22 protein-coding genes are annotated in these 23,261 nt (G+C 71.4%); 13 read left to right on the top strand and 9 right to left on the bottom strand.

Translation table 11 applies throughout. From position 1 onward, the window contains the following. Window positions 1-15 precede the first annotated feature (15 nt). The gene (locus tag M8I34_RS28355; protein ID WP_250053972.1) at window positions 16-3,096 is read left to right on the top strand and encodes a glycoside hydrolase family 38 C-terminal domain-containing protein; all 3,081 of its coding nucleotides are present in this window, start codon (window positions 16-18) and stop codon (window positions 3,094-3,096) included. A gap of 38 nt (window positions 3,097-3,134) precedes the next feature. Here the strand turns inward: M8I34_RS28355 and M8I34_RS28350 are convergent, their stop codons facing one another. Beyond that, complete coding sequence (locus M8I34_RS28350) at window positions 3,135-3,434, bottom strand: hypothetical protein (protein ID WP_244417325.1); 300 nt, start codon at window positions 3,432-3,434, stop codon at window positions 3,135-3,137. A 197-nt stretch (window positions 3,435-3,631) separates the two neighbouring features. Here M8I34_RS28350 and M8I34_RS28345 point away from each other — a divergent pair, with 197 nt between their 5' ends. Together M8I34_RS28345 and M8I34_RS28340 are read left to right on the top strand one after the other, a co-directional pair. After that, complete coding sequence (locus tag M8I34_RS28345) at window positions 3,632-4,657, top strand: esterase family protein (protein WP_250053970.1); 1,026 nt, start codon at window positions 3,632-3,634, stop codon at window positions 4,655-4,657. Window positions 4,658-4,773: 116 nt separating this feature from the next. Further along, a complete protein-coding gene (locus M8I34_RS28340; RefSeq protein ID WP_030984996.1) occupies window positions 4,774-4,968 on the top strand; it encodes an antitoxin in 195 nt (64 codons plus the stop codon). A gap of 154 nt (window positions 4,969-5,122) precedes the next feature. Here the strand turns inward: M8I34_RS28340 and M8I34_RS28335 are convergent, their stop codons facing one another. The 3 genes from M8I34_RS28335 to M8I34_RS28325 all read right to left on the bottom strand — a co-directional run bounded on the left by M8I34_RS28335 (window position 5,123) and on the right by M8I34_RS28325 (window position 7,869). Next, complete coding sequence (locus M8I34_RS28335; protein WP_006601696.1) at window positions 5,123-5,326, bottom strand: cold-shock protein; 204 nt, start codon at window positions 5,324-5,326, stop codon at window positions 5,123-5,125. A gap of 291 nt (window positions 5,327-5,617) precedes the next feature. After that, window positions 5,618-6,865, bottom strand: coding sequence for a D-alanyl-D-alanine carboxypeptidase family protein (locus tag M8I34_RS28330; RefSeq protein ID WP_374211003.1), 1,248 nt, complete (start codon window positions 6,863-6,865; stop codon window positions 5,618-5,620). A gap of 137 nt (window positions 6,866-7,002) precedes the next feature. Further along, window positions 7,003-7,869, bottom strand: coding sequence for an endonuclease I family protein (locus M8I34_RS28325; RefSeq protein WP_250053968.1), 867 nt, complete (start codon window positions 7,867-7,869; stop codon window positions 7,003-7,005). Window positions 7,870-8,350: 481 nt separating this feature from the next. Here M8I34_RS28325 and M8I34_RS28320 point away from each other — a divergent pair, with 481 nt between their 5' ends. Further along, window positions 8,351-8,782: a hypothetical protein gene (locus M8I34_RS28320; RefSeq protein WP_250053966.1), complete on the top strand. Its 432-nt coding sequence runs from the start codon at window positions 8,351-8,353 to the stop codon at window positions 8,780-8,782. Between the two features lie 18 nt (window positions 8,783-8,800). Here the strand turns inward: M8I34_RS28320 and murJ are convergent, their stop codons facing one another. Then, window positions 8,801-10,369, bottom strand: a complete 1,569-nt coding sequence (gene murJ / locus M8I34_RS28315; protein ID WP_250054048.1) for a murein biosynthesis integral membrane protein MurJ — start codon at window positions 10,367-10,369, stop codon at window positions 8,801-8,803. Window positions 10,370-10,609: 240 nt separating this feature from the next. Then, window positions 10,610-11,557, bottom strand: a complete 948-nt coding sequence (ligD, locus tag M8I34_RS28310; protein WP_250053964.1) for a non-homologous end-joining DNA ligase — start codon at window positions 11,555-11,557, stop codon at window positions 10,610-10,612. A 30-nt stretch (window positions 11,558-11,587) separates the two neighbouring features. Here ligD and M8I34_RS28305 point away from each other — a divergent pair, with 30 nt between their 5' ends. The 3 genes from M8I34_RS28305 to M8I34_RS28295 all read left to right on the top strand — a co-directional run bounded on the left by M8I34_RS28305 (window position 11,588) and on the right by M8I34_RS28295 (window position 14,225). Continuing rightward, window positions 11,588-12,697, top strand: coding sequence for a Ku protein (locus M8I34_RS28305; protein WP_250053962.1), 1,110 nt, complete (start codon window positions 11,588-11,590; stop codon window positions 12,695-12,697). A gap of 82 nt (window positions 12,698-12,779) precedes the next feature. Then, entirely contained in the window at window positions 12,780-13,178 is a 399-nt protein-coding gene (locus tag M8I34_RS28300) for an RNA-binding S4 domain-containing protein (RefSeq protein WP_244417332.1), read from the top strand. Window positions 13,179-13,409: 231 nt separating this feature from the next. Then, window positions 13,410-14,225, top strand: a complete 816-nt coding sequence (locus M8I34_RS28295) for a DUF899 domain-containing protein (protein ID WP_250053960.1) — start codon at window positions 13,410-13,412, stop codon at window positions 14,223-14,225. A 34-nt stretch (window positions 14,226-14,259) separates the two neighbouring features. On the opposite strand, the gene M8I34_RS28290 is transcribed toward M8I34_RS28295, so the two are convergent. Continuing rightward, window positions 14,260-14,691 carry a YchJ family protein gene (locus M8I34_RS28290; protein WP_250054046.1) on the bottom strand — a complete coding sequence of 144 codons (432 nt, stop codon included), beginning with the start codon at window positions 14,689-14,691 and terminating at the stop codon, window positions 14,260-14,262. 240 nt (window positions 14,692-14,931) lie between these two features. Between M8I34_RS28290 and M8I34_RS28285 the strand changes: the two genes are divergently transcribed. Continuing rightward, window positions 14,932-15,126 carry a hypothetical protein gene (locus M8I34_RS28285; protein WP_018092434.1) on the top strand — a complete coding sequence of 65 codons (195 nt, stop codon included), beginning with the start codon at window positions 14,932-14,934 and terminating at the stop codon, window positions 15,124-15,126. A gap of 177 nt (window positions 15,127-15,303) precedes the next feature. Beyond that, window positions 15,304-17,223, top strand: a complete 1,920-nt coding sequence (locus M8I34_RS28280) for a hypothetical protein (protein WP_250053958.1) — start codon at window positions 15,304-15,306, stop codon at window positions 17,221-17,223. Between the two features lie 55 nt (window positions 17,224-17,278). Here M8I34_RS28280 and M8I34_RS28275 read toward each other — a convergent pair whose 3' ends face one another. After that, on the bottom strand, window positions 17,279-18,784 hold the full coding sequence (locus tag M8I34_RS28275) for a PLP-dependent aminotransferase family protein (RefSeq protein WP_250053955.1): 1,506 nt from the start codon (window positions 18,782-18,784) through the stop codon (window positions 17,279-17,281). A gap of 107 nt (window positions 18,785-18,891) precedes the next feature. On the opposite strand from M8I34_RS28275, the gene M8I34_RS28270 reads away from it, so the two are divergent. From M8I34_RS28270 to M8I34_RS28255, 4 genes are all read left to right on the top strand, one after another. Next, complete coding sequence (locus M8I34_RS28270) at window positions 18,892-19,569, top strand: YitT family protein (RefSeq protein ID WP_250053953.1); 678 nt, start codon at window positions 18,892-18,894, stop codon at window positions 19,567-19,569. Continuing rightward, complete coding sequence (locus tag M8I34_RS28265; protein WP_374211002.1) at window positions 19,566-20,366, top strand: glycerophosphodiester phosphodiesterase family protein; 801 nt, start codon at window positions 19,566-19,568, stop codon at window positions 20,364-20,366. Before M8I34_RS28270 ends, M8I34_RS28265 begins: the two co-directional genes overlap by 4 nt. A 61-nt stretch (window positions 20,367-20,427) precedes the next feature. Beyond that, window positions 20,428-21,798, top strand: a complete 1,371-nt coding sequence (locus M8I34_RS28260; RefSeq protein ID WP_250053951.1) for an MFS transporter — start codon at window positions 20,428-20,430, stop codon at window positions 21,796-21,798. 312 nt (window positions 21,799-22,110) lie between these two features. After that, window positions 22,111-22,488, top strand: coding sequence for an RNA polymerase-binding protein RbpA (locus M8I34_RS28255; protein ID WP_030080286.1), 378 nt, complete (start codon window positions 22,111-22,113; stop codon window positions 22,486-22,488). Between the two features lie 105 nt (window positions 22,489-22,593). Here M8I34_RS28255 and fxsA read toward each other — a convergent pair whose 3' ends face one another. Further along, the gene (gene fxsA / locus M8I34_RS28250; protein WP_250053949.1) at window positions 22,594-23,247 is read right to left on the bottom strand and encodes an FxsA family membrane protein; all 654 of its coding nucleotides are present in this window, start codon (window positions 23,245-23,247) and stop codon (window positions 22,594-22,596) included. Between the last annotated feature and the right edge of the window lie 14 nt (window positions 23,248-23,261).

Below are 23,261 nucleotides of genomic sequence, written 5' to 3'. Positions count from 1 at the left end.
TACGGAGCCCCCTCCATGCATGACGATCGCGCACTGATCGAAGCCCGCCTCAAGCGCGTCCTGGACGAGCGCATCCGGCCCGCGCTGTATCCGGAATCGGTTCCCCTGGACGTCGCGGCCTGGGTCGCACCGGGAACAGGGGGCTCCGCTGCTCGCACGGAGTCGAGAGCTCGGGGAACGGTGCCGGTGGCCGAGGGACTGGCCGCCGCCCATACGCCGGTGGCGGTGGGTGACGCCTGGGGCGCCCCCTGGGGTACGACATGGTTCAAGGTCCGTGGTGAGGTGCCGCGGGCCTGGGCAGGACGCACCGTGGAGGCGGTGCTCGACCTGGGCTTCGACGAGCGGATGCCGGGCTTCCAGTGCGAGGCGCTGGTCCATCTGCCCGACGGCACCCCGGTCAAGGCGATCAATCCGCGGAACCAGTGGGTGCGGGTGGGCGCGCCGGTGCGCGGCGGGGAACACGTCGAATGGCACCTGGAGGCCGCGTCCAATCCCGTCATCCTCGATGTTCACCCGTTCCGGCCCACGCAGTTGGGCGACCAGGAGACGGCGGGGAGCGAGCCGCAGTACCGGCTCGCGCGGATGGACCTGGCGGTGTTCGACACCGAGGTGTGGGAGCTGATCCAGGATCTTGAGGTGCTGGGTGAGCTCATGGCCGAGCTTGCGGTGGACAGCCCGCGGCGCTGGGAGCTGCTGCGGTCGGTGGGACGGGCGCTGGACGCGGTGGATCTTCAGGATGTGAACGGGACGGCGCGGGCGGCCCGTGCGGAACTGCGTACCGCGCTGGCGGCGCCGGCCGGGGCCTCCGCGCACCGCATCAGCGCGGTGGGGCATGCGCATATCGACTCGGCGTGGCTGTGGCCGCTGCGCGAGACGGTACGGAAGGTGGCCCGTACGGCGTCGAACATGACGGCGCTGCTGGAGGACGAGCCGGAGTTCGTGTTCGCCATGTCGCAGGCGCAGCAGTACGCCTGGATCAAGGAGCACCGGCCCGAGGTCTACGCCAAGGTCAAGAAGGCGGTCGCGGAGGGGCGGTTCGTACCGGCGGGCGGTATGTGGGTGGAGTCGGACACCAATATGCCCGGGTCGGAGGCGATGGCCCGGCAGTTCGTGCACGGCAAGCGGTTCTTCCTGGAGGAGTTCGGCGTCGAGAACGAGGAGGCGTGGCTGCCGGACACCTTCGGTTTCGCCGCGGGACTGCCGCAGATCATCAAGGCGGCGGGGGCGAAATGGCTGCTGACGCAGAAGATCTCCTGGAGCCAGATCAATGCCTTTCCGCACCACACCTTCCGCTGGGAGGGCATCGACGGCACCCGGATCTTCACCCACTTCCCGCCGGTGGACACCTACAACTGCCAGATGGCGGGCAGTGAAATCGCCCATGCGGCACGGAACTTCAAGGACAAGGGGGTGGCGCGGCACTCGCTCGCGCCGACCGGCTGGGGCGACGGGGGTGGCGGCACCACCCGCGAGATGATCGCCAAGGCCCGCAGACTGCGTGATCTGGACGGCTCGGCGACGGTGGAGTGGGAGCGGCCCGCGGACTTCTTCGCGAAGGCGGAGGCGGAGTACCCCCAGGCGCCGGTGTGGGTGGGCGAGCTCTATCTGGAGCTGCATCGCGCGACCCTCACCAGCCAGGCGAAGACCAAACGCGGCAACCGGCGCAGCGAACAGCTGCTGCGGGAGGCCGAACTCTGGTCGGCCACGGCGGCGGTGCTGGCCCAACACCCCTACCCCTACGCGGCGTTGGACCGCCTGTGGAAGACGGTGCTGCTCCACCAGTTCCATGACATCCTGCCCGGTTCCTCCATCGCCTGGGTCCATCGCGAGGCGGCGGAGACCTATGCGGCGGTCGCCGCCGAGCTGGAGGGCATCGTCGCGGCCGCACTGGCGGCGCTGGCCGGCCGGGGGGACGCGGAGCTGGTGGTGAACTCCGCGCCGCACGCCCGCGGCGGGGTCGCGGCCGGGGCCGTGGCCCCCTCGGTGAGCGAGGGGTCCGAGGTGGCGGCCGTGCCGCGCGAGGGCGGCGGATTCACGCTCACCAACGGTCTGCTGCGGATCGAGATCGACGACCGCGGTCTGGTGGTGTCCGCCTACGACCGGGCGGCCGCACGCGAGGCCGTCGCGCCGGGCGGGGCGGCGAATCTGCTCCAGATCCACCCGGACTTCCCCAACATGTGGGACGCCTGGGACGTGGACGCCTTCTACCGCAATGTCGTCACCGATCTGACGGATGCGGACGAGGTCGTGCTCGACGAGGTGTCCGGGGAGGCCGCGACGGTCCGTGTCAGCCGTACCTTCGGCGGCTCCCGCGTGGTGCAGTCGCTGACACTGGCGCGCGGGCAGCGGCGGCTGGACATCGACACCGAGGTCGACTGGCACGAGACCGAGAAGTTCCTCAAGGCCGCGTTCCCACTGGACCTGCACGCCGAACGCTACGCGGCGGAGACCCAGTTCGGGCATCTGTACCGGCCCACCCACACCAACACCAGCTGGGAGGCGGCCAAGTTCGAGGCCTGCGCGCACCGGTTCGTCCAGCTCGAGGAGCCGGGCTGGGGCGTGGCCCTGGTCAATGACGCGACATACGGCCATGACGTCACCCGTACCGTCCGGGAGGACGGCGACCGTGGCACCACCACGACCGTCCGGCTCTCCCTGCTGCGGGCCCCGCGGTTCCCCGACCCGGAAACCGACCAGGGCCTGCACCGCTTCCGCTATGCGCTCGTCCCCGGCGCCACCATCGGCGACGCGGTGCGCGAGGGCCATCGCATCAATCTGCCCGAGCGCCGGATCAGCGGTGCCGCGGCGGTCGCGCCCCTGGTCACGGTCGACAACGACGCCGTGGTGGTCACCGCGGTGAAGCTGGCCGACGATGCGAGCGGCGATGTGGTCGTCCGTCTCCATGAGGCGTACGGCGGGCGGGCCGCCGTCACCTTGACCACGGCCTTCGAGCCGGCCGACGCCCTCGCCACCGACCTGCTGGAGCGCCCGGCCGAGGACGGTCCGGTGCTCGACCGGCAGGGGAACACGATCCGGATGCGGCTCCGCCCCTTCCAGATCGTGACCGTGCGGCTGCCCCGGGCGGGCAGCCGGTAGCGGCCGGACGGGGGACGGCGGGCGGCGCCGGGGCCGGCCTACGCCCCGGGGCCGTCCGAGGGCGACCGGGCGTCGCGGCAGGTGTCCCGGCGCAGCTCGTGCCGCCGCTCGCGCCCGGTGCCGCGCCCGGCCGCCCGGCCTCGGCCGGGCCGATGGCCGTACGGCGCCTCATGGTCCGGATCGCGGCTCGGGTCCAGGCCCAGCATGTCCGTCAACAACGACAGATCGTCCGCGTCGCGCGCATGGCCTGCCAGCGCCTTCCTGGCGAGCCGTCGTTCCTCGTCACACGGCATGCCGCGCGGCGCGGCGTCCTCGGCACTGCGGTGTTCATCGCTCACCGCTGCATTCTCGGCCGGACCGCACGACCGTGCCCGTCGAGCGAGCCACCGGCCGCCCGGCGGAAACCGCCGGCGAGGCGTTGCTCCACACGAGTGAGCGAAGTCCCTCAGGACCGGCTCACGGCAAGGGAACCTCCGACACCGCTTTTACCTCTATATGGGCACTTGCACTTGATCACCCAGTCGCGGAGTCCCCCTTGAAACGCCCTTACGCCGTCGCGCTCGCGGCCACCCTCCTCGCCGCCTGCGCACTGCTCACCGGCTGCTCGGAGACCGGAAACCCGGTCGACTTCAACGCCGGCGCCAAGAATGACGGCGCCGCGCGGGCCAAGCCCGTCGACGACGACACCCTCATGCCGACCGGCCCCAGGAGCGACTTCCGCATCACCCGGACCCTGGACGACGGCACCCATATAGCGCGGGCGACGCTGCACGGCCCGAAATCCGGCGTCACCGGAAGCGTCTGGGTCTGGGCCCCGAAGGAATACCGCGACCCGAAATACGCCAAAAGCGGATTTCCGGTGCTGATAGCCCTGCCGGGTGGCCTGGGCAGCCCGAAGGAGGCCGGCGGGGTCACGAATTACTGGGTCGGCGGCGATATCGAGCTCCAGGAGAACCTCACCCGGTGGACCGCGGAGGGCAAGAGCCTGCCGTTCATCGTGGTGATGCCGATGCTCAACCCGGACACCCGCTATCACGACGCCAGCGACATACCCGGGCAGCAGAAGATGGGGACCTGGCTGACGGAGGACGTGGTCCAGCTGGCCAAGGCCAATTTCCGTACGTTCAAGTCGCGCGACGGCTGGGCCTTCATGGGCTCGTCCTCGGGCGGCTTCGCCGGACTGAAGTCGGTGCTGAAGCACCCGGATAAATTCAAGGCGGCGATAGCCAGCGGCCCGGACATGGCGCCGGATTCGCCGCTGTGGGCGGGGCACCGGGCGGAGCGGGACGCCAACACTCCGGCGAAGCTCGCCCAGCAGCTGCTGCAAAAGGGCGGTCCGGACGTCTACCTCGCCTTCCAGGCCGGCACCAGGGAGTCCACCGCCGTCAAGGCCCCCATACAGCAGTTCCGCCGGACCTACGGCAAGGGCCCGATCCACACCGCCCTCCAGATGATCCCCGACGGCCGGCACAACGCCTGGGACTACCAGAAGGGCATGGCCGCCGGTTCGATCAAGTTCATCAGCGACCGGATGAAGGCACCCGTACCGAGCGCCTCCTGAACCGTGCGCCACGGCCGCCGGGTGCGTCCCGGCGGTGTCCCCGGCGCGCAGATGCAGATCACCTGAGTGGGGGTGATGCTGGACTCGTGGGGGGACCGTGGTGAGGAGGACGACTCATGTCCATGATGGACAAGATCAAGAGCATGCTGAAGGGCCACGAAAGCCAGGCGGACAAGGGCATCGAAAAGACCGGCGACATGGTCGACGACAAGACCCAGGGCAAGTACAAGGGCCAGGTCGACACGGGCCAGGAGAAGATGCGGGACCAGTTCGGCGGCGGACAGGGCCAGGACCGGCCGCCGCAGCCCTGAGCCGGCGGCTCCCCTTCGGCGGAGGCCCGCCCGCCCGCGAGGGCCGGCGGCCCTTTGCCGCCGCCTGCGGCCGTCCGGGTGAGGCGGCGCCCCGGTAACCGCCTCGGCGCCCGCCCCCGGGGCCGGGAACGGACGCCGACCGCGAGTCCGGGACCTACGCCAGCCGGATCTTCTCCGCCTGCGGGCCCTTGTGACCCTGAGTGACCTCGAAGGTCACCTTCTGGCCCTCCTGGAGCTCGCGGAAGCCCGTGGCGTCGATGTTCGAGTAGTGCGCGAAGACGTCGGCGCCGCCGCCGTCCTGTGCGATAAAGCCGAAGCCCTTCTCCGAGTTGAACCACTTCACCGTGCCGGACGCCATTTCCGTCTCCTTCGTTCAAGGGGCTCGAAGCGGCTTGCGCGTGCTGCGGAAGCCGGAGGTGATCGCCCTGGTCCGGAGACGCGCTACACAGCAAGGACGCCCGTGAATGCGACACGGGCGTCCGGCACTTCGGAACCACGACAGCTGATCAGGACGCTACACCGAGCAACGCCCGGCGGGCCGCACAACCGTGACGGACGCGTCGCCCTTCACCGGGCGAGGGCATCGTGCGTCCTCCGTATCCCTGACCGATCGGATGGATGTACGACGCCGGCGATGCGGGGCACGGACTCAGTCGGGCTCCCCGTCCCGGCTTCCGGCCGGTTTGCGACGGCGCCACCACAGACCGGTGCCGAGCCCGGCCAGGGCGATGACCCCGACGGCTCCTGCGGCGTAGAGGAACCACCGGTACCGCGCATGCGCGTCGGCATCCGTCTGCGCCGCGACCGCGGCCCGGTGCAGCGGCGTGACGGGCTGTGACCGGCGGACGACCCGCTGCGGCTCGTCGCCGCTGTCGCCGGGCGCCATGACGGGCAGCATGCCGACCGCCGCGGCCCGCGGAGCCGCCTCGAAGCCCCAGTCCAGCAGGCTGCGCGTCTCCTCGTAGACGGCGTTCCGGCTGCCGGACTGCGGGTTCATGACGGTGACCAGCAGCGTCCGGCCGTCGCGCCGCGCGGCGGCGATCAGCGTGTTGCCGGCGTGGGTCGTGTAGCCGTTCTTCACCCCGATGAGGCCTTTGTACGGTCTGACGCCGTGTGAGCCGACCAGCAGCCGGTTGGTGTTCTGGATCCCGAACGCGTCCGAGCCGCCGTCCTCCGGCAGCTCCGCCTGTTTCGTCGAGGCGAAGTAGGCGAAGTCGGGGTCGGTCAGGCCGGCCCGCCCGAAGAGCGTCAGGTCGTACGCGGACGAGAACTGACCCGGTGTGTCGAACCCGTCGGCGGACGCCACCGTGGTGTCCCGGGCGCCGAGGCGGCGCGCCGTCGCCTGCATGTCGTCGATGGTCTTGTCCCAGCCGCCGTTCATGCCGGCCAGGGTGTGCACCGCATCGCTGCCCGAGCGGAGGAAGACGCCGTGCCATAGATCCGCGACGCGATAGGGGAGGTCCTCCTTGAGGCCGGCGAGCGAGCTGCCCGCCTCGATACCGGCCAGGTCCCGGAGCGAGACGGTGTGTACCTCCTCCTGGGAGAACCTCGGCAGCACCGTCACGGCGAACAGCGCCTTGAGGGTGCTGGCGGGCGGCAGCGGCCGGTGGGCGTCCTTGGCCGCCAGGACCTTCCCGCTCGCCATGTCCGTCACCATCCAGGACAGCGCGGTGACATCCGGTGGCTCCGGCACGTCCCGCCGAGGCAGGAACTGCACTCCACGCCCGTCCAGCCGGCTGTTGGCATCGCCCTGATCGGCCACGTGCGCGCCGGGCCGCAGGTCGTCGACGCCATGGGGGCCATCGGCGGCTGCCGGGCCGGGAACGGCCAGCAGGCTCACGGCACAAACGGTGGCTGCGGTAACGACTCTGACGGAGGCCCAACTCGCGCTCGACATGTGGCCCACGCTAAAAACGACCTCGGCCGGGCGCTGGTTGGCCTACGCCATCCGATGCGCGGGCGCCCCACTGCTGCCCGCGCCACGCCGGGGCCGACGGAACACCGCCGGCCCCGGCCCGGCCGGGCGGACGCGGTCTACCAGATCGCGTCGACCCACTCCGGGTGGTCGATGAACGGGTTCCGGTTGTGCTGGTACTTGTCGAAGATCACCTGGTTGCGGTGCTGCTCGAAGGCGTTGGGCGGGTCCTCCTTGCTCCACTGCTTCAGGACGGAGAGCCGTCCGATGTGCGGCTGGGAGCCGTTGCCGACCTGGTCATTGGGCTCCAGGTCGGGGAAGCCGTCGCCACCGTCGTAGCGGACGGCCATATAGAGGATCATGCGGGCGACATCGCCCTTGACCTCGTCACGGGGCTCGAAGGAGTCGTCGTCGGTGTAGTTGCCCGGCGCCTCGCCGACCTCCGTACCGCCGTTGTCGAAGTCCTTGTTGCCGCGGGTGCTGTTGACGGACACATCCGCCGGGCGCAGATGGTGGATGTCGGTGCCGGGACCGGTGTCGGTACCGAAATCGCCGTGGGACTTCGCCCAGACGTGCTCGCGATTCCACTCGTCGGGATTGCTTCCGTTGGCGGTCTTGCTCTGCGAACGGCCGGTGTACAGCAGAATGACGTTCGCGCTGTTGGCCGGGTCCTGGTCGGTGTCCTTGAGGGCGTCCCAGACCTGGGAATACGTCAGCTTTCCGGTCTGGGTGCTGCTGATGATCCGGTGCAGCGAATCCTTGAGCGCCTGGCCGGTCTTGCCCTCGGCGTCTTTGTAGTACGTGTCGTCATATGCGCCGACGGATATGGAGGAATGCCGGTTGATGGACGCGGCAGTGGCACCGTGGTGTGCGGCCGGCGTGGCCGTTGCCTGTGCCGGGATCTGAACCGCTACTGCCGTCAATGCCGTTCCGGCGGCGATGGCCAGCGCGGTACGGGCGCGACGCGTCACGCGTATGTGGTCCACGAAGGGTGTCCTCTCCCCGAATTGTGGCGCCGAGTCGCGAAAATGTGGGGCACGACCGGCACCGGCCGTTGGGAATACGGCCGCAGGCAGCTTTCCACCGCGGTAATCACCACCGTGTGAACATCAGGGAAGAGTTATGTGTCCACCCCGTGGCAATCACCGAATTCCCCCGAAAACGCCGCACCGCTATGGCTCGTCGATACCTCGTCAGAAGTGCTGCGTCCGCGTCGCTTTCGGCTCGCGCGCCCGGGAGAACAGCCGCTCACGGATGCGGTGGGGCCCCTACCGGCGAAGAGCGCCACAGCGGATGGCGGCGGAAGCGACGCCCCGGCAACGCCGGCGAGCGCGCCGATGCCCTTTGGGCCCATCGGGTGAACCCATGCCTCACCCGCAACCGAACGGGCACCGTACGGCTTCCGAAGCAGTGACACAGTCTTCGCCGAATTCCTGAACCCTTCGGACCGCGAGTTGTGGAGGCCCCATGTCGGCTTACCGCCCCACTCCCCCGCCGTACGGTGCGACGCCGGAATATGCGCTCGCTCCCCCGCGCCCCGAGGAGCGCCTCGGCGCGCCCGCACACCCGCAGGAACCGCCGCACCCGTCCGCCTGCCCCGCCCACCCCTTCCTCCCGCCGCCCCGCCCGGAGGACCGGCTGCTCTTCGAGCCGCCGCGGCCGTCCCACCTGCCCGCTCCCCCGCGTCCCGAGGAGCAGCGGCAGGGGCCGGTGGCGATGCCCGATCGCCGGTGGCTGGACCTCCAGGCCGCCTTGGCCGCGGCAGGAGTCGCTCCGGCGGACGGGGAGCTGGCCGCCCTTGCGGAGATCGCGAGTCTGGGCGAGACCACGGTGGGTGCCGTCATCGGCTGGCTCACGGCCGCCGCACAGGCGTCCTGGCCCCGCTCGCGCGCCGTGTGAGGGAGTCCGCCTGCCCGGTCACCGCAGACCGGGCAGGCTGCGCAGCTCACCGATCTTCAGGGCGCGGGCCAGGCCCAGGAAGATCAGGGCCATGCTGAGGCCGCCGGCGACCAGCGCCAGGGTGGGGCTCCAGCCCGCGGCGACGGGCACATCGGAAGAGGCTCGGGCCGCGAGCCAGCCGACCGCTGCGGCCGCGGCGGCGGATGCGGCCAGCTTGCCGTAGGTGCGGCACAGGCGTCGGCCGTCGAGGCGTCCGGAAAGGCGCCGGCGCAGCAGCAGCGCGGTGATCAGCAGCCCGATGCCGTAGGCGACGGCGTAGGCGGCGGCCATTCCGGTGACGGCCCACCGGGCGGGCAGCAGCAGATGGCATGCGGTGGCCAGGGCGATGTTGACGGCGGCGATCCAGACGGCCACCCAGAACGGCGTACGGGTGTCCTCGAAGGCGTAGAAGCCGCGCAGCAGCAGGTACTGGGCGGAGTACGGGATCAGGCCGAGCCCGAAGGCCTGGAGCATGTGCCCGGTGGGCGCGGCCGAGGCGGCGTCCACGGCGCCGTGCGCCAACAGGAGCTGGGCGGTCTGCGGGCCGAGGGCCAGGAAGAAGAAGGCGGCCGGGACGATGACGACGCCGCTGATGCGCAGCGCACCGGAGAGGTCACCGCGCAGCTCGTCCAGACGGTGACCGGCGACCGCGCGGCTCATCCGGGGCAGCAGCGCCGTCACCAGCGAGACAGTGATGATCGACTGCGGCAGCGTCCAGATGAGCTGGGCGAAGCCGTAGGCGGTGACTCCGACGCCCGCGGTGGGGAGTTGCTGGTCGGCCGCGCCGGCGTAGTGCGTGACGACGACCATCGCGGCCAGGTTGGCGAGCACGAACAGCAGGGTCCAGCGGGCGGCCGAGAGGCTCTTGCGCAGCCCGGTGCCGCGCCAGTCGAAGCGCGGCCGGAAGCGGAAACCGGCGGCGCGGACGAAGGGGATCAGGGCGAGGCCCTGCACGGCGATGCCACCGGTGGTGACAAAGCCCAGGAGGTCGATCTGGCCGGGGGTGATGTCCTCGACGCGGTCGGGCCCGGCCAGCAGTCCGAGGTAGATCCCGAACATCGTGATCAGCACGATGTTGTTGAGGACCGGCGTCCACATCATCGCGCCGAACTTGCCGCGGGCGTTGAGGACTTGGCCGAGGACGAAGAACAGGCCGTAGAAGAAGATCTGCGGCAGCAGGAAGCGGGCGAAGACCACGGTGAGCTCGAAGGCGGCGTGGTGGCCTGGCGTGTCCGGTGTGTAGAGGGCGACGATCTGCGGCGCGGCCCAGACGGAGAGCACCGTGCCCACCGCCAGCACGCTCAGTACGAGGGTGACCAGGCGCTGTTCGTGGGCCCGGCCGCCGTCCGCGTGCTCGCTCCTGGCACGTACCAGCTGCGGCACCAGCACCGAGTTCAGCGCGCCGCCGATCAGCAGGGTGTAGATGCTCATCGGGACCATGTTGGCGGTGTTGTACGTCGTGGCGAGCAGGCCGGTGCCGAGCGCGGCCGCCTGGAGCACCTGCCGGATCAGCCCCGTGGCGCGGGAGACCATGGTCCCCAGCGCCATCAGGAGCGAGGAGCGTTGCAGTCCCCCGCCCTTGCCTCCCCCGTCGCCCCCACCCTCGCCGCCCCGTTTACCCGCGGCGTGCCGGCGCCGCCCTCCGTGGGGCGTGGAGCCGCCCCGTTCCCCCTCGCCGCCGGGCGCCGGCCCGTCGTCGGCTATCTCACCGTCCGGCCACCGGTCCGGCAGACGGAGCGGCAGTGTGTCGTGTGGTGTGTGCGGTGTCCCCTCCAGCATTCCGTCAATCTACGTCGAACCCCGGGTGGACCTGGGCCGATTGGGCGCCCCGGGCGCACGGGAGGGCTTCGCAGGGGGCAGCGGACGGGCCCGGTCGGGATCGAGGAGCGGGGCGAGCAGGTCTCCGTGGTGGGCGCAGCGGGGTGCGATCTCGCTGAAGAGGAAGGTGAGTTGAGAGGGGTCACGGCACTCGGCGATCTCGTCCCAGGTGACCGGGGCCGAGACGGTGGGGGTGGGGCGGGCGCGCAGGGTGTAGGCGGCGGCGGTGGTCTTGGCGGCGGCGTTCTGGGAGAAGTCGATGAAGACCTTGCCGGGGCGCAGGGCCTTGGTCATCTTGTGCACGACGAGGTCGGGGAGGGCCGCCGCGGCCTCGACGGCGAGGGTCCTGGCGTAGGCGGTGGTCCGCTCGGAGGAGGTGGGTTCGACGGCCACGATGAGGTGCAGGCCCTTGGAGCCGCTGGTCTTGGCGTAGACGTCCAGGCCGTCGGCGGCCATCCGGTCGCGCAGCCACCGGGCCGCGGTGCAGCACTCCACGATGGTGGCCGGGGCGCCGGGATCGAGGTCGAGGACGAGGCGGTCGGCGATGCCCGGGGCCCGGCACGTCCACTGGGGGGTGTGCAGTTCGACGACCAGGTTCGCGGCCCAGACCAGCGCGGGCAGGTCCTGGAGCAGGACCTGCCGGGCGGGTCCGGACGTCGAATGGGGGACCTCGCAGGTCTTCACCCAGGAGGGTGTGCCGGGCGGCACGTTCTTGGTGAAGAAGCGCTGGCCGTCCGGTCCGTCGGGGTAGCGCAGGAAGGAGAGCGGCCGGTCGTGGAGGTGGGCGAGCAGCGGGCCGGCGACCGTGGTGCAGTAGTGCAGCACCTCGCCCTTGGTGGTGCCGGTCTCGGCATAGAGGACCTTGTCCAGGTTGGTCAGCGAGAGGCGTCGCCCCTCCACGACAGTGATCGGCGACATACGATGAGAATCCCACACAAGGGATGAAAGATGCGATCTATCTGGAATGGGTCCATATCGTTCGGTCTGGTCACCATCCCCGTGAAGACCTACAGCGCCACCGACCGCACCTCGTCGGTCTCTTTCGTGCGCATCCATGAGAAGGACGGCGCACAGATCCAGTACCGCAAGATCTGCGAGCTGGACGGCAAGGAGGTCCCGAACGAGGAGGTCGGCAAGGGCTATCAGGCGCCGGGCGACGAGACCATCGTGCCGATCACCGACGACGATCTGTCCCAGCTGCCGATGCCGACCGCCAAGACACTGTCGATCCTGTCGTTCGCCGACCCCGGTGAGATCGACCCGCTCCAGCTGGACAAGGCCTACTACCTGGGGCCCAACGGAGCCTCCGCCATCAAGCCGTACACGCTGCTGCGGGAGGCGCTGGAGCACCATCAGAGGGTCGCGGTCGGCAAGGTGGCGATGCGGGGGCGGGAGTCGCTGGCGATGCTGCGGGCGCACGACGGGGCGATCGTGATGCACACGCTGCTGTGGCCGGATCAGATCCGGCCCGCCACCGGTGTGGTGCCCGACGATGTCGAGCTTCGCGAGAACGAGCTGACGCTGGCCGAGACGCTGATGGACTCCCTGGGCGAGCTGGACCCCGAGGAGCTCCACGACGACTACCGCGAGGCCGTCGAGGAGCTGGTCGCCGCCAAACTGGAGGGCGAGGAGCCGGCCGCCCCCTCCGCATCGGGCGCCTCCGGGGCCCGGGTCCTCGATCTGACGGCGGCGCTGGAGAAGAGCCTGCGGGCGGCGCGGGGCGGCGGGGAGGGCGACGCACAGGAGGAGTCGGCGTCCGTGACACCCATACGGGGGCGGAAGACGACGAAGAAGAGCGAGGCGGCGCCGGGCGGCGGCAAGCGGAGCGGCACGGCGACGAAGAAGGCGGCGAAGAAGACCGCCCCGGCGGCCGCGAAGAAGACTGCCGCGAAGAAGACGGCTGCCGCGCCGAAGGCCGCTGCGACGGCGAAGAAGACCACCAGCAGCCGCGGCACGACCGGCGGCACGTCCAAGCAGACGGCGTCCAAGAAGACGGCGTCCAAGAGCACCGCCAAGAAAGCACCGGCAAAGAAGACGGGCCGGCAGTCGTCCGCCTGAGGGTGCCGTCCAGCGGGTCGGCGGACAGGCCCGGAGTCCGTCGGCCCCTCGCGCACCGGGGCGGCCGTTCTAGAGTCTTGGTATGGCTTCAGACGAGGGGACCACCCGCATCGACAGCTGGATCTGGTCCGTGCGGCTCACCAAGACGCGTTCGCTGGCCGCGGCGGCCTGTCGCGCGGGGCACGTACGGGTCAACGGCGAACGGGTGAAGCCGGCCCACGCCGTGCGCAACGGCGACGAGGTGCGGCTGCGGCACGCGGGCCGCGAGCGGATCGTGGTCGTCTCGCGGCTGGTGCGCAAGCGGGTGGGTGCGGCCGTCGCCGCCGAATGCTTCATCGACAACAGCCCGCCGGCCCCGCCGCGCGAGGAGGTTCCGGTGATCGCGCTCCGCGACCGCGGCGCCGGGCGTCCCACCAAGCGCGAGCGCCGCGAGATCGACCAGCTGCGCGGGCACGCGACCGGACCGGACCTGCGCCCCTGAGGATCTGCCGCCGAGCGGACCGGCCCGGGGGCGATCCGGCCCGCCCGCCAGGTACGCCCCCGCCGGCCCGTCTTGGAGCGCGTCCGTGAACTTGTCGGCCCGACCGGGTCCGTGCAGGCTCGGCCGAAAGCGCCGCCTGCCGCGATGAGTTCCGGCCGGGTCGCGAGTCTGTTCCGGTGAGCGTCGCACGTCGTACGACGCCGTCCGGCACGAGACACCACGGAGGACACCATGACGACCACGCCCGGCAGCGCGAGCAGCGACCTCCCCGGCAAGCCGCCCGTCGTCGACCTGGCCACCTGGCAGGCGGCGCGCGAGGAGCTGCTGGTCCGCGAGAAGGCGCACACCCATGAGGGCGACGCGATCGCCGCGGCCCGGCGGCGGCTGCCGATGGTCGAGCTCGACGGCACGGTCGAGGTCACCGGCGCCGACGGGCCGGTCCCGTTCCTCGACCTGTTCCAGGGCCGCGACGAGCTCGTGGTCTATCAGCACATGTGGTACGACGGCGCGCCGCACCAGGGGCAGTGCGAGGGCTGCACCACCACGGCCTGGCACATGAAGGACGCCGTCTACCTCAACGCCCGGGGCGTCTCGTTCGCCGTCCTGACCTCGGGCCCGTGGGACGAGGTGGCTCGCTATGTCGCGTTCATGGGGTACACCCAGCCCTGGTACTCGGTGCGGGGCGTGGCGGCGCCGGTCGGCGGAGAAATGGGGCACCTCGCCTGTTTCCTGCGCGACGGTGACCGCGTGTTCCTCACCTACTCCACGACGGGCCGTGGCAACGAGCCGGTCAACGGGTCCCTCGGCCTGCTCGACATGACGCCCTACGGCCGCGGCGAGGCGTGGGAGGACAATCCCGAGGGCCGGCCCGTGATCGGCGATGTCCGCGAGGGGTACCCGTCCGAGGGCCGCCAGGCCTGCTGGTACTGGCGCTCGGACGCGGACGGGAACGCCACCTGGGGCCCGACCAGCCGGCCCGTGCCCCAGTGGACCCGCCCCGGCGCGACCCCAGTGGAGACCCTCGGCCGCCAGGGCCACCACCACTGACGCGCCTTCGTCGACGGCGTCGGCAAAGGTGCTCTCACACCGACGACAGCGCGTCCAGATAGACCCACTGGCCGTCCTCGCGGACGAAGCGACTGTTCTCGTACTGGCTGTCGGCGTGGCCGTGCACGCGGAAGTGCGCGCGGAATTCCACCGTGCCCTCGGTGTGGAAGGCACTGCCACCGGTGGTGCCGAGGATGTCCAGGCCGGTCCAGCGCTGTGCCGGTTCGAGGTCGAGGCTGCCGGGGCGGGTGGTGGGGTGCCAGGTGCGCAGCAGATAGCCGGTGTCACCGACGGCGAAGGCGCTGTAGCGCGAGCGCATCAGGCGCTCGGCGGTCGGGGCGGCGGCGCGGCCCTGGTGGAAGGCGGCACAGCAGTCGCGGTAGGCCTCGGCGCGTCCGCAGGGACACGGCGAGGCGGGGGTGACCGCAGGTTCCGGGCGGCGGGACGCGTCCTTCGGCCTGCTCAGCTTCTTCGGGTTCTTCGCGTTCTTCGGGCTCTTCGGCTTCGACACCCCACGATTGTGCCGGGTCGGCGGGCCGGGGCCGCGACACGCCGAGCACACGCGGCGGCGGCATGCTCGGGAACTACACCCATTTAGGGAATTTCCACGACAAATCACCCATTTGCAGCTTTCGTGGCTTGATACGTGCTGTGAGGCTGGAAGAACTCATGGTGTCCGTCCCCACCACCCAGGAGAGAACCCCCCATGATTCTGTCCATTTCCGGCGTCGTCCTGCTCGGTGTCATCGTCTTCCTCTTCTTCCGCAAAGACGGCCTGAAGTTGTCGCATGCACTGGTCTCCGCGCTCTTCGGGTTCTATCTCGCCAGCTCCGCCATCGCCCCCAGCATCAAGGCCGGCGGGGCGAGCCTGGCGAGCCTCCTCGGGGGGATCAAGATCTAGGGCCTGTCGTTTGGATCAGGCCCTAGGGCTGTCGGAGCCTCCGGCCCCACTCCGCGGGTCCCGCCCGAACGGACCGCAGCACCTCCCGTCCGGGCGGCTCCGCGTGCAGCACTCTCCCGGCTCGCCGCCCGCACCGAGCCCGCCCCCACGACGACCGCACGAGCAACAGGAGACGATGTGGCCCGGCGCCCCCTGCCCCGCATCCTGACCGACAGCGCACCGCTCGCCCGCATGGCCAACAGCACCTCCCTCGCCCGCAGTCGCGAATTCGCACGCACCGCTGCCGACAGCGCCTCCGACGTGTTCCATCCGCTGATCACCATCGGCCGGGGACTGCGCCGGCTGGGTGCGGCGGGCCGAGGGCGCTGGGTCGAGACGCCCCGTGATCACCGCGGCCCGCTGGCCTTCTTCGTCGGCGCGTGTGTGCTGGTCGTCTGCCTGGTGCCGTACGGGCCGCTGCTCGCCCTGGTCACGGTGATGGGCGCGGGGGCCTGGGCCGGACGGGAGCGTACGCCCGTGGACACCGGGCCCGCTGAGGCCGAGCGGGAGCGGCTGCGGGCGCTCTACGAGGCGCTGGTGCCGTACTTCTCCGTCGACGGCGACCCCAGTCCGCTCTATGCGCACGACGGTGACTGGGAGCGGGTCTTCCCCGAGTACGCCTTCGACGAGGGCGGGCGGATCGAACGGTTGCAGCTGAAGTACCCGGCGTACTTCACCGACGGCGAGGACCAGTCCCGGGTCCGCATCGAGCAGGTGCTGTACGCCAAGGCCGGACGTGGCCGGGAGTACCACTTCGTATGGGACGAGCTGGCCAATCAGCTGACCCTGACCGCGCTCGGCGCACTGCCCACCGATCTCGTCGCGCAGCGCTTCGTCACCTCACCGGGCGAGACCGTGCTCGGGTTCACCGACCCGGACGCCGTCCAGCGGACCCTGCCGGTCACCGCCGGGGAGGAGCGACGGGACGCGCCGCCGGTGCTCTGGCGCACCGGACAGCGCTCCACCGAACCGCATCTGCTCATCCTGGGGCAGCCGGGGACGGGCGCCACGACCCTGCTGCGCTCGATCGCGCTCCAGGCGCTGCAACACGGCGAGGTGCTGGTCATCGACGGCAGCGGCACCGGCGAGTACGGGTGCCTGGTGGGGCGGCAGGGCGTACTGGGGGTGGAGAGCGGTCTCGCGGGGGCACTGGCGACCCTGGAGTGGGCGTCCCACGAGACCGAGCGGCGGCTGATCGCGGCGAACCGGGCGCGACAGGCCGGCCGGTCCGCGCCGGAGGACACCCGGCGGCCGCTGTGGATCCTTGCGGACCGTCCGACGGCGCTGGCCCACATCGCGGTCGCGGAGGGCCGGGAAGATCCCCAGCGGTGGCTTCAGGTGCCGCTGCGGCACGGCCGGGCCGCCCAGGTCACGGTGGTCGTGGCCGATCAGTTCGAGAGCGCCGAGCTGCTGAGCGAGCCGGTGCGGGCGCACACCAAGGCGCGGGTGGTGCTCGGCCCCGCCACGGCGGAAGAGGTACGGGCGGTGCTCGGGGCGCCGCCGCACACCACGCCGGTCGCGAGCGTGCCGCCGGGGCGCGGCTATGCGCGCCTGGGATCCGCTCCCGTCCTGCGGCTCCAGGTGCCGGCCACCCCCGACCCGCTCGACGACGCCACCGGCCAGGCGCACCGGCAGGCCGTCCTGGCACTGCTGCCGGAGCGTACGGTCCCGGCCGACGGGTCGCGACCGGCCGAGCCGGTGACCGGCGGCAGGTCCACGGATGCCGACAAGCCGGTGGACGTCCGGAAGCCGGAGGACGTGAGCAGCTCTGCGGACGCCGGCAGGCCGGTGAGCGTCAGCAAGTCCGCGGGTGCCGCCGTGGTGACACCGGACGGCGGGACCGCGGCGGGCGGTGCGGGCCCTGCGGACGGTGCGGACGGTGCGGGCGGTGCGGGCCCTGCGGACGGTGCGGGCAGTGCGGACGGTGCGGCATCGGATACCGAGCAGGCCGGTTCCTCGGCCGAGCCGGTGGGCGCGGCCTCGCGGGTCCGGTCCGTCCAGCGCGGCGAAACCCGAGTCGTCAACGGGTCGGCGGAGGCCGTCCGCGCCGAGGGGTGAGACTCCCCCGCCGAGGCCGGGCGGTCCGCCGTCCGGCCGCCAGGCTGTCCAGCCCTCAAGCCACGAACGTATGCCGCATCTCCGTATCCACCGGCGCGCCCGTCGCCACCAGTCGCGCGGCGCCGGCCAGCCGGACCGCGGCCTCGTCGGCGACGGCTCCGTTGACCGTGAACGGCAGCCGTACGAAGCCCTCGAAGGCGCCGTCGACACCGAACCGCGGGCCGGAGGGCACCCGCACCCCGAGCCGCTCCCCCGCCTCGGCGATCCGGGAGCCGGAGAGTCCGCCCGTACGCGCCCAGAGGGTGAGACCGCCGCGGGGGACGCTGAACTCCCAGTCGGGGAGGTGCCGGTGCAGCGCCTCGACGATCGCATCGCGGTTCTCGCGGGCCTGCTCGCGGCGGATGCCGACGGCCGCTTCCCAGCCGCCGGTCTCCAGGAGCGAGGCGATGGCGAGCTGTTCGAGGACCGGTGAGCCCAGGTCGGAGTAGGCACGGGCGGCGACCAGACTGCGGATGATGTCGGGGGCGGCGCGCACCCAGCCGATCCGCATCCCGGCCCAGAACGCCTTGCTCGCCGAGCCGACGGTGATCACCGCGCTGCCGGCCGGGTCGAATGCGCAGACCGGGCGGGGCGGTTCGGTGTCGTGGTCCAGCTGGAGTTCGGTCATGGTCTCGTCGACGACGAGCAGGGTGCCTGCCGACCGGGCGGCATCGACAAGGCGACGGCGCTGGTCCTCGGTGGCGAGGGAGCCGGTGGGGTTGTGGAAGTCGGCGACGACATACGCCATACGGGGCGCGGCGTCACGCATCACCTGGCGCCAGACGGGGAGGTCCCAGCCGGCCAGCTTGTCCGCGAGCGCGACCGGGACGAGCCGGGCGCCGGCGTCCCGCATCAGCTGGAGGATGTTGGCGTAGGACGGGGAGTCGACGGCCACCCGCTCGCCGGGGCTCGTACACAGCCGGCAGATCGCGGCCACCGCGCCCATCGCGCCCGTCGTCACCATGATCTGTTCGGGCATGGTGGGGATGCCGCGCGCGGTGTAGCGGTCCGCGAGGGCCTGACGCAGGACGGGCAGACCGGCGGGGTAGTCGCCGTGCGTGTGGGCGTAGAGCGGAAGGTCGGCCATCGCGCCCTGGAAGGCGCGGGTGAGCCAGGGTTCGGGAGCCGGGAGGGCGGCACAGCCGAGGTCGATCATGGAGCCGGCGGCCTCCGGGGGCAGCGGTTCCAGGCCGCGGGTGGGCAGCGGGTTGCCTGCCGGGACGGCGGTCCAACTGCCGGAGCCGCGCCGGGACTCCAGGAACCCCTCGGCGCGCAGCGCTTCGTAGGCGGCGGCCACGGTGGTGCGGCTGACGCCGAAGGCCGCGGCCAGCTCGCGCTCGGCGGGCAGGCGCGCGGCGACCGGTACCCGGCCTTCCAGTACGAGGAGGCGGACGCCGTCGGCGAGGCTGCGGTAGGCGGGCAACCGGCGGCCGGCAGCCGTGAGTTGGGCATCGCGCGGGTCCTGCGACTGGAGCAGCCGGGCAAGTTGGGGCGCACCCACTGCTGAAGTCCACTGAGCCATGAAGATCAGTCCACCTTCCCCAGATTGGCTCTACTTCCCGAGCCCGGACACGCCACATGGTGTCATGCGTCGGTCCAATCCTGCCAGGAGGGGGAAATGTTGTGTCCATGATCGAGGAATCCGGCCGGAGGAGGGGACTGCCCGCACGCCGGCTGGTCCAGCTCTATACGGGACTGACGCTGTACGGCGTGAGCATGGGGCTGATGCTGCGGGCCGAGCTGGGCCTGGAGCCATGGAGCGTGCTGAACCAGGGCATATCCCGCCATACGGGCCTGTCGATCGGCACGGTCACCATCGTGTCCGGCGCGCTGATCCTGCTGCTGTGGATCCCGCTGCGCCAGCGTCCCGGCCTGGGCACGGTGTCCAATGTGGTGATCCTCGGGCTGGTGATGGACGCGACGCTGGCCTGGACGCCGGAGCTGCACTCGCTGGGCGCCCGTATCCCGCTGCTGGCGGGCGCCGTCCTCCTCAACGGCGCCGCGACCGGCCTGTACATCTCCGCCGATTACGGCCCGGGGCCGCGCGACGGGCTGATGACCGGGCTGCATCTGCGGACCGGCCGTCCGGTGCGGCTGGTGCGGACCTGCATCGAGGTGACGGTGCTCGCGGCCGGCTTCCTGCTCGGCGGCTCGGTCGGGGCCGGCACGGTGGTCTATGCGCTGGCCATCGGGCCACTGGCGCAGTTCTTCCTCCGCCGCTTCGCGATCGAGGACCGGCCCGGGAAGCCGTCGCCGGTGGTGGCCCGCGGAGGGGCTTCACCCGAGCACGCGATACTGCCGGAGTGACCTCAGCGATACGCATCCGCCACGCCTATCTCGACCACCCCGTGCCGCTCGCCTTCGCCCACCGGGGCGGGGCGGCCGGGGGCCTGGAGAACACCGCCGCCGCCTTCCGCCGCGCGGTCGGCCTCGGCTACCGCTATCTGGAGACCGATGTGCACGCCACATCGGACGGAAAGCTCGTCGCCTTCCACGACGCGACACTCGACCGCGTCACCGACGCCCGCGGCGCCATCGGGCAGCTCCCCTGGCGCGCGGTGGGCCGGGCCCGGGTCGGCGGGCGGGAGCCGCTGCCGCTCTTCGAGGAGCTGCTGGAGGAGTTCCCCGAGGCCCGCTGGAACGTCGACCTCAAGGCGGAGGCCGCCCTCGCACCACTGCTCGGCCTGCTGCGCCGCACCAACGCCTGGGACCGGGTGTGCGTCGGCTCGTTCTCGGAGGCCCGGGTGGCCCGCGCCCAGCGGCTGGCCGGCCGGCGGATGGCGAGCTCGCTCGGCACCCGCGGCGTGGCCGGCCTGCGGCTGCGGTCGTACGGCCGCGGGGTGCTGCCGCTCGACCGCCTGCTGGGTGCGGCGGTGCGGCGCAGCGCGGTCTGCGTACAGGTCCCCGAGCGGCAGTCCGGTCTCCCCGTCGTCGATCCGCTGTTCCTGCGCGCCGCGCACGCGCTGGGCATGCAGGTCCATGTCTGGACGGTCAATGACGCGGATCGGATGACCGCACTCCTGGACCTCGGCGTGGATGGCATCATGACCGATCACATCGAGACGCTGCGGACGGTGCTGACCGAGCGAGGATGCTGGGGATAGGGCCGGCTCCGTCGAGCCGTCGTCCGACGCCGTGAACGGGGACAGGATGACGGGGGTGGGCATGGAGAGCGCACAGGCCGTGGCCGAGGGCGTGGACGAGGCGGCCGCCCGGCGCCGCGAACAGCGCGGCTGGTACTGGTACGACTGGGCCAACAGCGTCTATTCGACGACCGTCCTGACCGTGTTCCTGGGGCCGTATCTGACCTCGGTGGCGAAGGCCGCTGCGGACGCGGAGGGCTTTGTCCACCCGCTGGGCATCCCGGTCCGGGCGGGCTCCTTCTATGCGTATGCGGTGTCCGCGTCGCTGCTGCTGTCGGTGCTGGCGATGCCGCTCGCCGGGGCGCTGGCCGACCGGAGCGGCCGGAAGAAGCCGCTGCTCGGCGGCTGCGCCTACACGGGCGCCGCGGCGACGACGGGGATGTTCTTCCTGGGCGGCGAGCGCTACCTGCTGGGCGGGGCGCTGCTGGTCGTCGCGAACGTCTCGTTCGTGGTGTCGATGATGCTCTACAACTCCTTCCTGCCGCAGATCGCCCCGCCCGACGAACGGGACGCGGTCTCCTCGCGCGGCTGGGCCTTCGGCTACGCGGGCGGAGCGCTGGTCCTGATCGCCAACCTGGTGCTCTACGGCGCGCACGACTCCTTCGGCCTCTCCTCGGGCACCGCGGTGCGCATCTGCCTGGCGTCGGCGGGACTGTGGTGGGGCGCGTTCTCGGTGATTCCGCTGCGCCGGCTGCGCGACAGACGGGCGGCCGTGACCGAGAAGCCCGCCGGGGCCGGCGCCGCCACGCTCGGCCAGGGGTGGCAGCAGCTCCGGGAGACGCTGCGCGAACTGCGCCGCCACCCCCTCACGCTGTCCTTCCTCCTGGCCTACCTCGTCTACAACGACGGGGTGCAGACAGTGATCACCCAGGCGTCCGTGTACGGGTCCGAGGAGCTCGGCCTGGACCAGACGACGCTGATCGTGGCGGTCCTGCTGGTGCAGGTGCTGGCCGCGGCCGGCGCCCTGCTGATGGGACGCCTCGCCGCACGGTACGGCGCCCAGCGGACGATCCTCGGCTCACTGGTGGCCTGGGTGCTGACGATCGCGGCCGGCTACTTCCTGCCGGCGAAGGCACCGGGGTGGTTCTTCGGGCTGGCCGTCGGCATCGGCCTGGTCCTGGGCGGAAGCCAGGCGTTGTCGCGTTCGCTGTTCTCGCATCTGGTGCCGCGCGGCAAAGAAGCGGAATACTTTTCCGCGTACGAGATGAGCGACCGGGGCGTGAGCTGGCTGGGACCGCTGGTGTTCGGGGTGGCCTATCAGCTCACCGGGAGCTACCGGGATGCCATCGTGTCCCTGGTGGCGTTCTTTGTGATCGGTTTTGTCCTGCTGGCGAGGGTGCCGGTGGGGCGGGCGATCGCGGCGGCCGGAAATCCTGTGCCTGACCGGATTTAGTCCCAGGGGGCGCGGGGCGGTAGTGTACGCCTTTGGCTCACCAGGCGGACCGTTACTGCGCGCTTAACTATGGATGGCGCTGGGTGACATCTGCTGGCAGATGTGACAAACCGGGCGCTGGTGGGTACAACAAGGGGCGGCACGAAGGAAGGCAGCGGCGCACAGCGCCTCCATCATGGGCGGTGGTGGGCGACGGGTGGGCGCATGTCCCGAATTGCGATTTCGGGAATCTTCACCGCCGACCGGACGTTGACCGGATGACGACGACAGCGACACCTGTCCTGTGGGCGACAAGCCCGGGAGGCACGATTCATGAGTGAGCGAGCTCTCCGCGGCACGCGACTCGTGGTGACCAGCTACGAGACCGACCGCGGCATCGACCTGGCCCCGCGCCAGGCGGTGGAGTACGCATGCGAGAACGGACATCGATTCGAGATGCCGTTCTCGGTTGAGGCCGAGATTCCGCCGGAGTGGGAGTGCAAGGTATGTGGTGCACCCTCGCTTCTGGTGGATGGCGATGGCCCTGAGGAAAAGAAGGGTAAGCCCGCGCGTACGCACTGGGACATGCTCATGGAGCGGCGCACCCGCGAGGAGCTCGAGGAGGTGCTGGCCGAAAGGCTGGCCGTCCTGCGCTCCGGCACCATGAACATTGCCGTGCATCCGCGCGACAGCAACCGCAAGTCCGCCTGACAACGGGCCTGCGCCAAGCAGCACGAAGGGCCGGGGCCACTGCGCAGTGCAGTGGCCCCGGCCCTTGCTGTGTCCGCGGTTCGTACACTCCGGACGCCGGAGTGCTCAGCCGGTCAGCGGCGGGTCCTGGCGACGCGGGGAGGAAGGCTCGTCCTCACGGATGACCTCGCCCTGGACGACCTTGCCGTCGGGCCGGTGCATCCGGGCCTGCTCGAAGGCGTCACCGAACGAGCCGGGGGCGTAGCCGTGGCCCGACCGCCGGGTCAGCAGCTTCTCGGCGCGGCGCTGGATCAGCTTCCCGGTCGGCGGGAAGAGGCAGAGCAGCCCCAGCGCGTCGGACACCAGCCCGGGAATCATCAGCAGCAGCCCACCGGCCATCGGGAGCGTATTGCCGCTCCCCGACTTGCCGCTGCCGGACTTGCCGCTCCCCGGCTTGCCGCCGGCGGGCTTGCCGTCAGCGGACTTGGCGTCGTCGGACGACGCGGAGCTGCCGGAGGCCGCCGGGTCGCCGGTGGTCTGCAAGCTCTCGGTGAGGTTGCGCCAGGCGCGACGGCCGGCCCGCTTGACCACATAGCCGCCGAGGATCACCCCGGCGACCAGCAGGAGGAAAACCGTCAGTCCGCTGGTGGCCCCGGCGACCACGGTCAGCAGCCAGATCTCCAGCACCATCCAGGCGGCGATGCCCAAGGGGACGAAGCGGCGGGCGCGCGAGCGCTGGGGCGGGCGGGGACTCGGCGATGGCGTGGCTCCGAACGTCATGCCTCAAGTGTGCC

Source organism: Streptomyces sp. MCA2 (assembly GCF_023544705.1).
In the GTDB taxonomy this organism is placed as follows: domain Bacteria; phylum Actinomycetota; class Actinomycetes; order Streptomycetales; family Streptomycetaceae; genus Streptomyces; species Streptomyces decoyicus.
This window is presented reverse-complemented; position numbering and strand designations above follow the sequence as displayed.

Excerpts from the sequence above, each read along its gene's own strand:
- M8I34_RS28305 (WP_250053962.1), top strand. The coding sequence starts at position 11,588 with ATGCGATCTATCTGGAATGGGTCCATATCGTTCGGTCTGGTCACCATC.
- M8I34_RS28335 (WP_006601696.1), bottom strand. The coding sequence starts at position 5,326 with ATGGCGTCCGGCACGGTGAAGTGGTTCAACTCGGAGAAGGGCTTCGGC.
- M8I34_RS28285 (WP_018092434.1), top strand. The coding sequence starts at position 14,932 with ATGATTCTGTCCATTTCCGGCGTCGTCCTGCTCGGTGTCATCGTCTTC.
- M8I34_RS28355 (WP_250053972.1), top strand. The coding sequence starts at position 16 with ATGCATGACGATCGCGCACTGATCGAAGCCCGCCTCAAGCGCGTCCTG.
- M8I34_RS28330 (WP_374211003.1), bottom strand. The coding sequence starts at position 6,865 with ATGTCGAGCGCGAGTTGGGCCTCCGTCAGAGTCGTTACCGCAGCCACC.
- fxsA (WP_250053949.1), bottom strand. The coding sequence starts at position 23,247 with ATGACGTTCGGAGCCACGCCATCGCCGAGTCCCCGCCCGCCCCAGCGC.
- M8I34_RS28340 (WP_030984996.1), top strand. The coding sequence starts at position 4,774 with ATGTCCATGATGGACAAGATCAAGAGCATGCTGAAGGGCCACGAAAGC.
- M8I34_RS28255 (WP_030080286.1), top strand. The coding sequence starts at position 22,111 with ATGAGTGAGCGAGCTCTCCGCGGCACGCGACTCGTGGTGACCAGCTAC.
- M8I34_RS28270 (WP_250053953.1), top strand. The coding sequence starts at position 18,892 with ATGATCGAGGAATCCGGCCGGAGGAGGGGACTGCCCGCACGCCGGCTG.
- M8I34_RS28295 (WP_250053960.1), top strand. The coding sequence starts at position 13,410 with ATGACGACCACGCCCGGCAGCGCGAGCAGCGACCTCCCCGGCAAGCCG.
- ligD (WP_250053964.1), bottom strand. The coding sequence starts at position 11,557 with ATGTCGCCGATCACTGTCGTGGAGGGGCGACGCCTCTCGCTGACCAAC.
- M8I34_RS28300 (WP_244417332.1), top strand. The coding sequence starts at position 12,780 with ATGGCTTCAGACGAGGGGACCACCCGCATCGACAGCTGGATCTGGTCC.
- M8I34_RS28320 (WP_250053966.1), top strand. The coding sequence starts at position 8,351 with ATGTCGGCTTACCGCCCCACTCCCCCGCCGTACGGTGCGACGCCGGAA.
- murJ (WP_250054048.1), bottom strand. The coding sequence starts at position 10,369 with ATGGCGCTGGGGACCATGGTCTCCCGCGCCACGGGGCTGATCCGGCAG.
- M8I34_RS28275 (WP_250053955.1), bottom strand. The coding sequence starts at position 18,784 with ATGGCTCAGTGGACTTCAGCAGTGGGTGCGCCCCAACTTGCCCGGCTG.
- M8I34_RS28260 (WP_250053951.1), top strand. The coding sequence starts at position 20,428 with ATGGAGAGCGCACAGGCCGTGGCCGAGGGCGTGGACGAGGCGGCCGCC.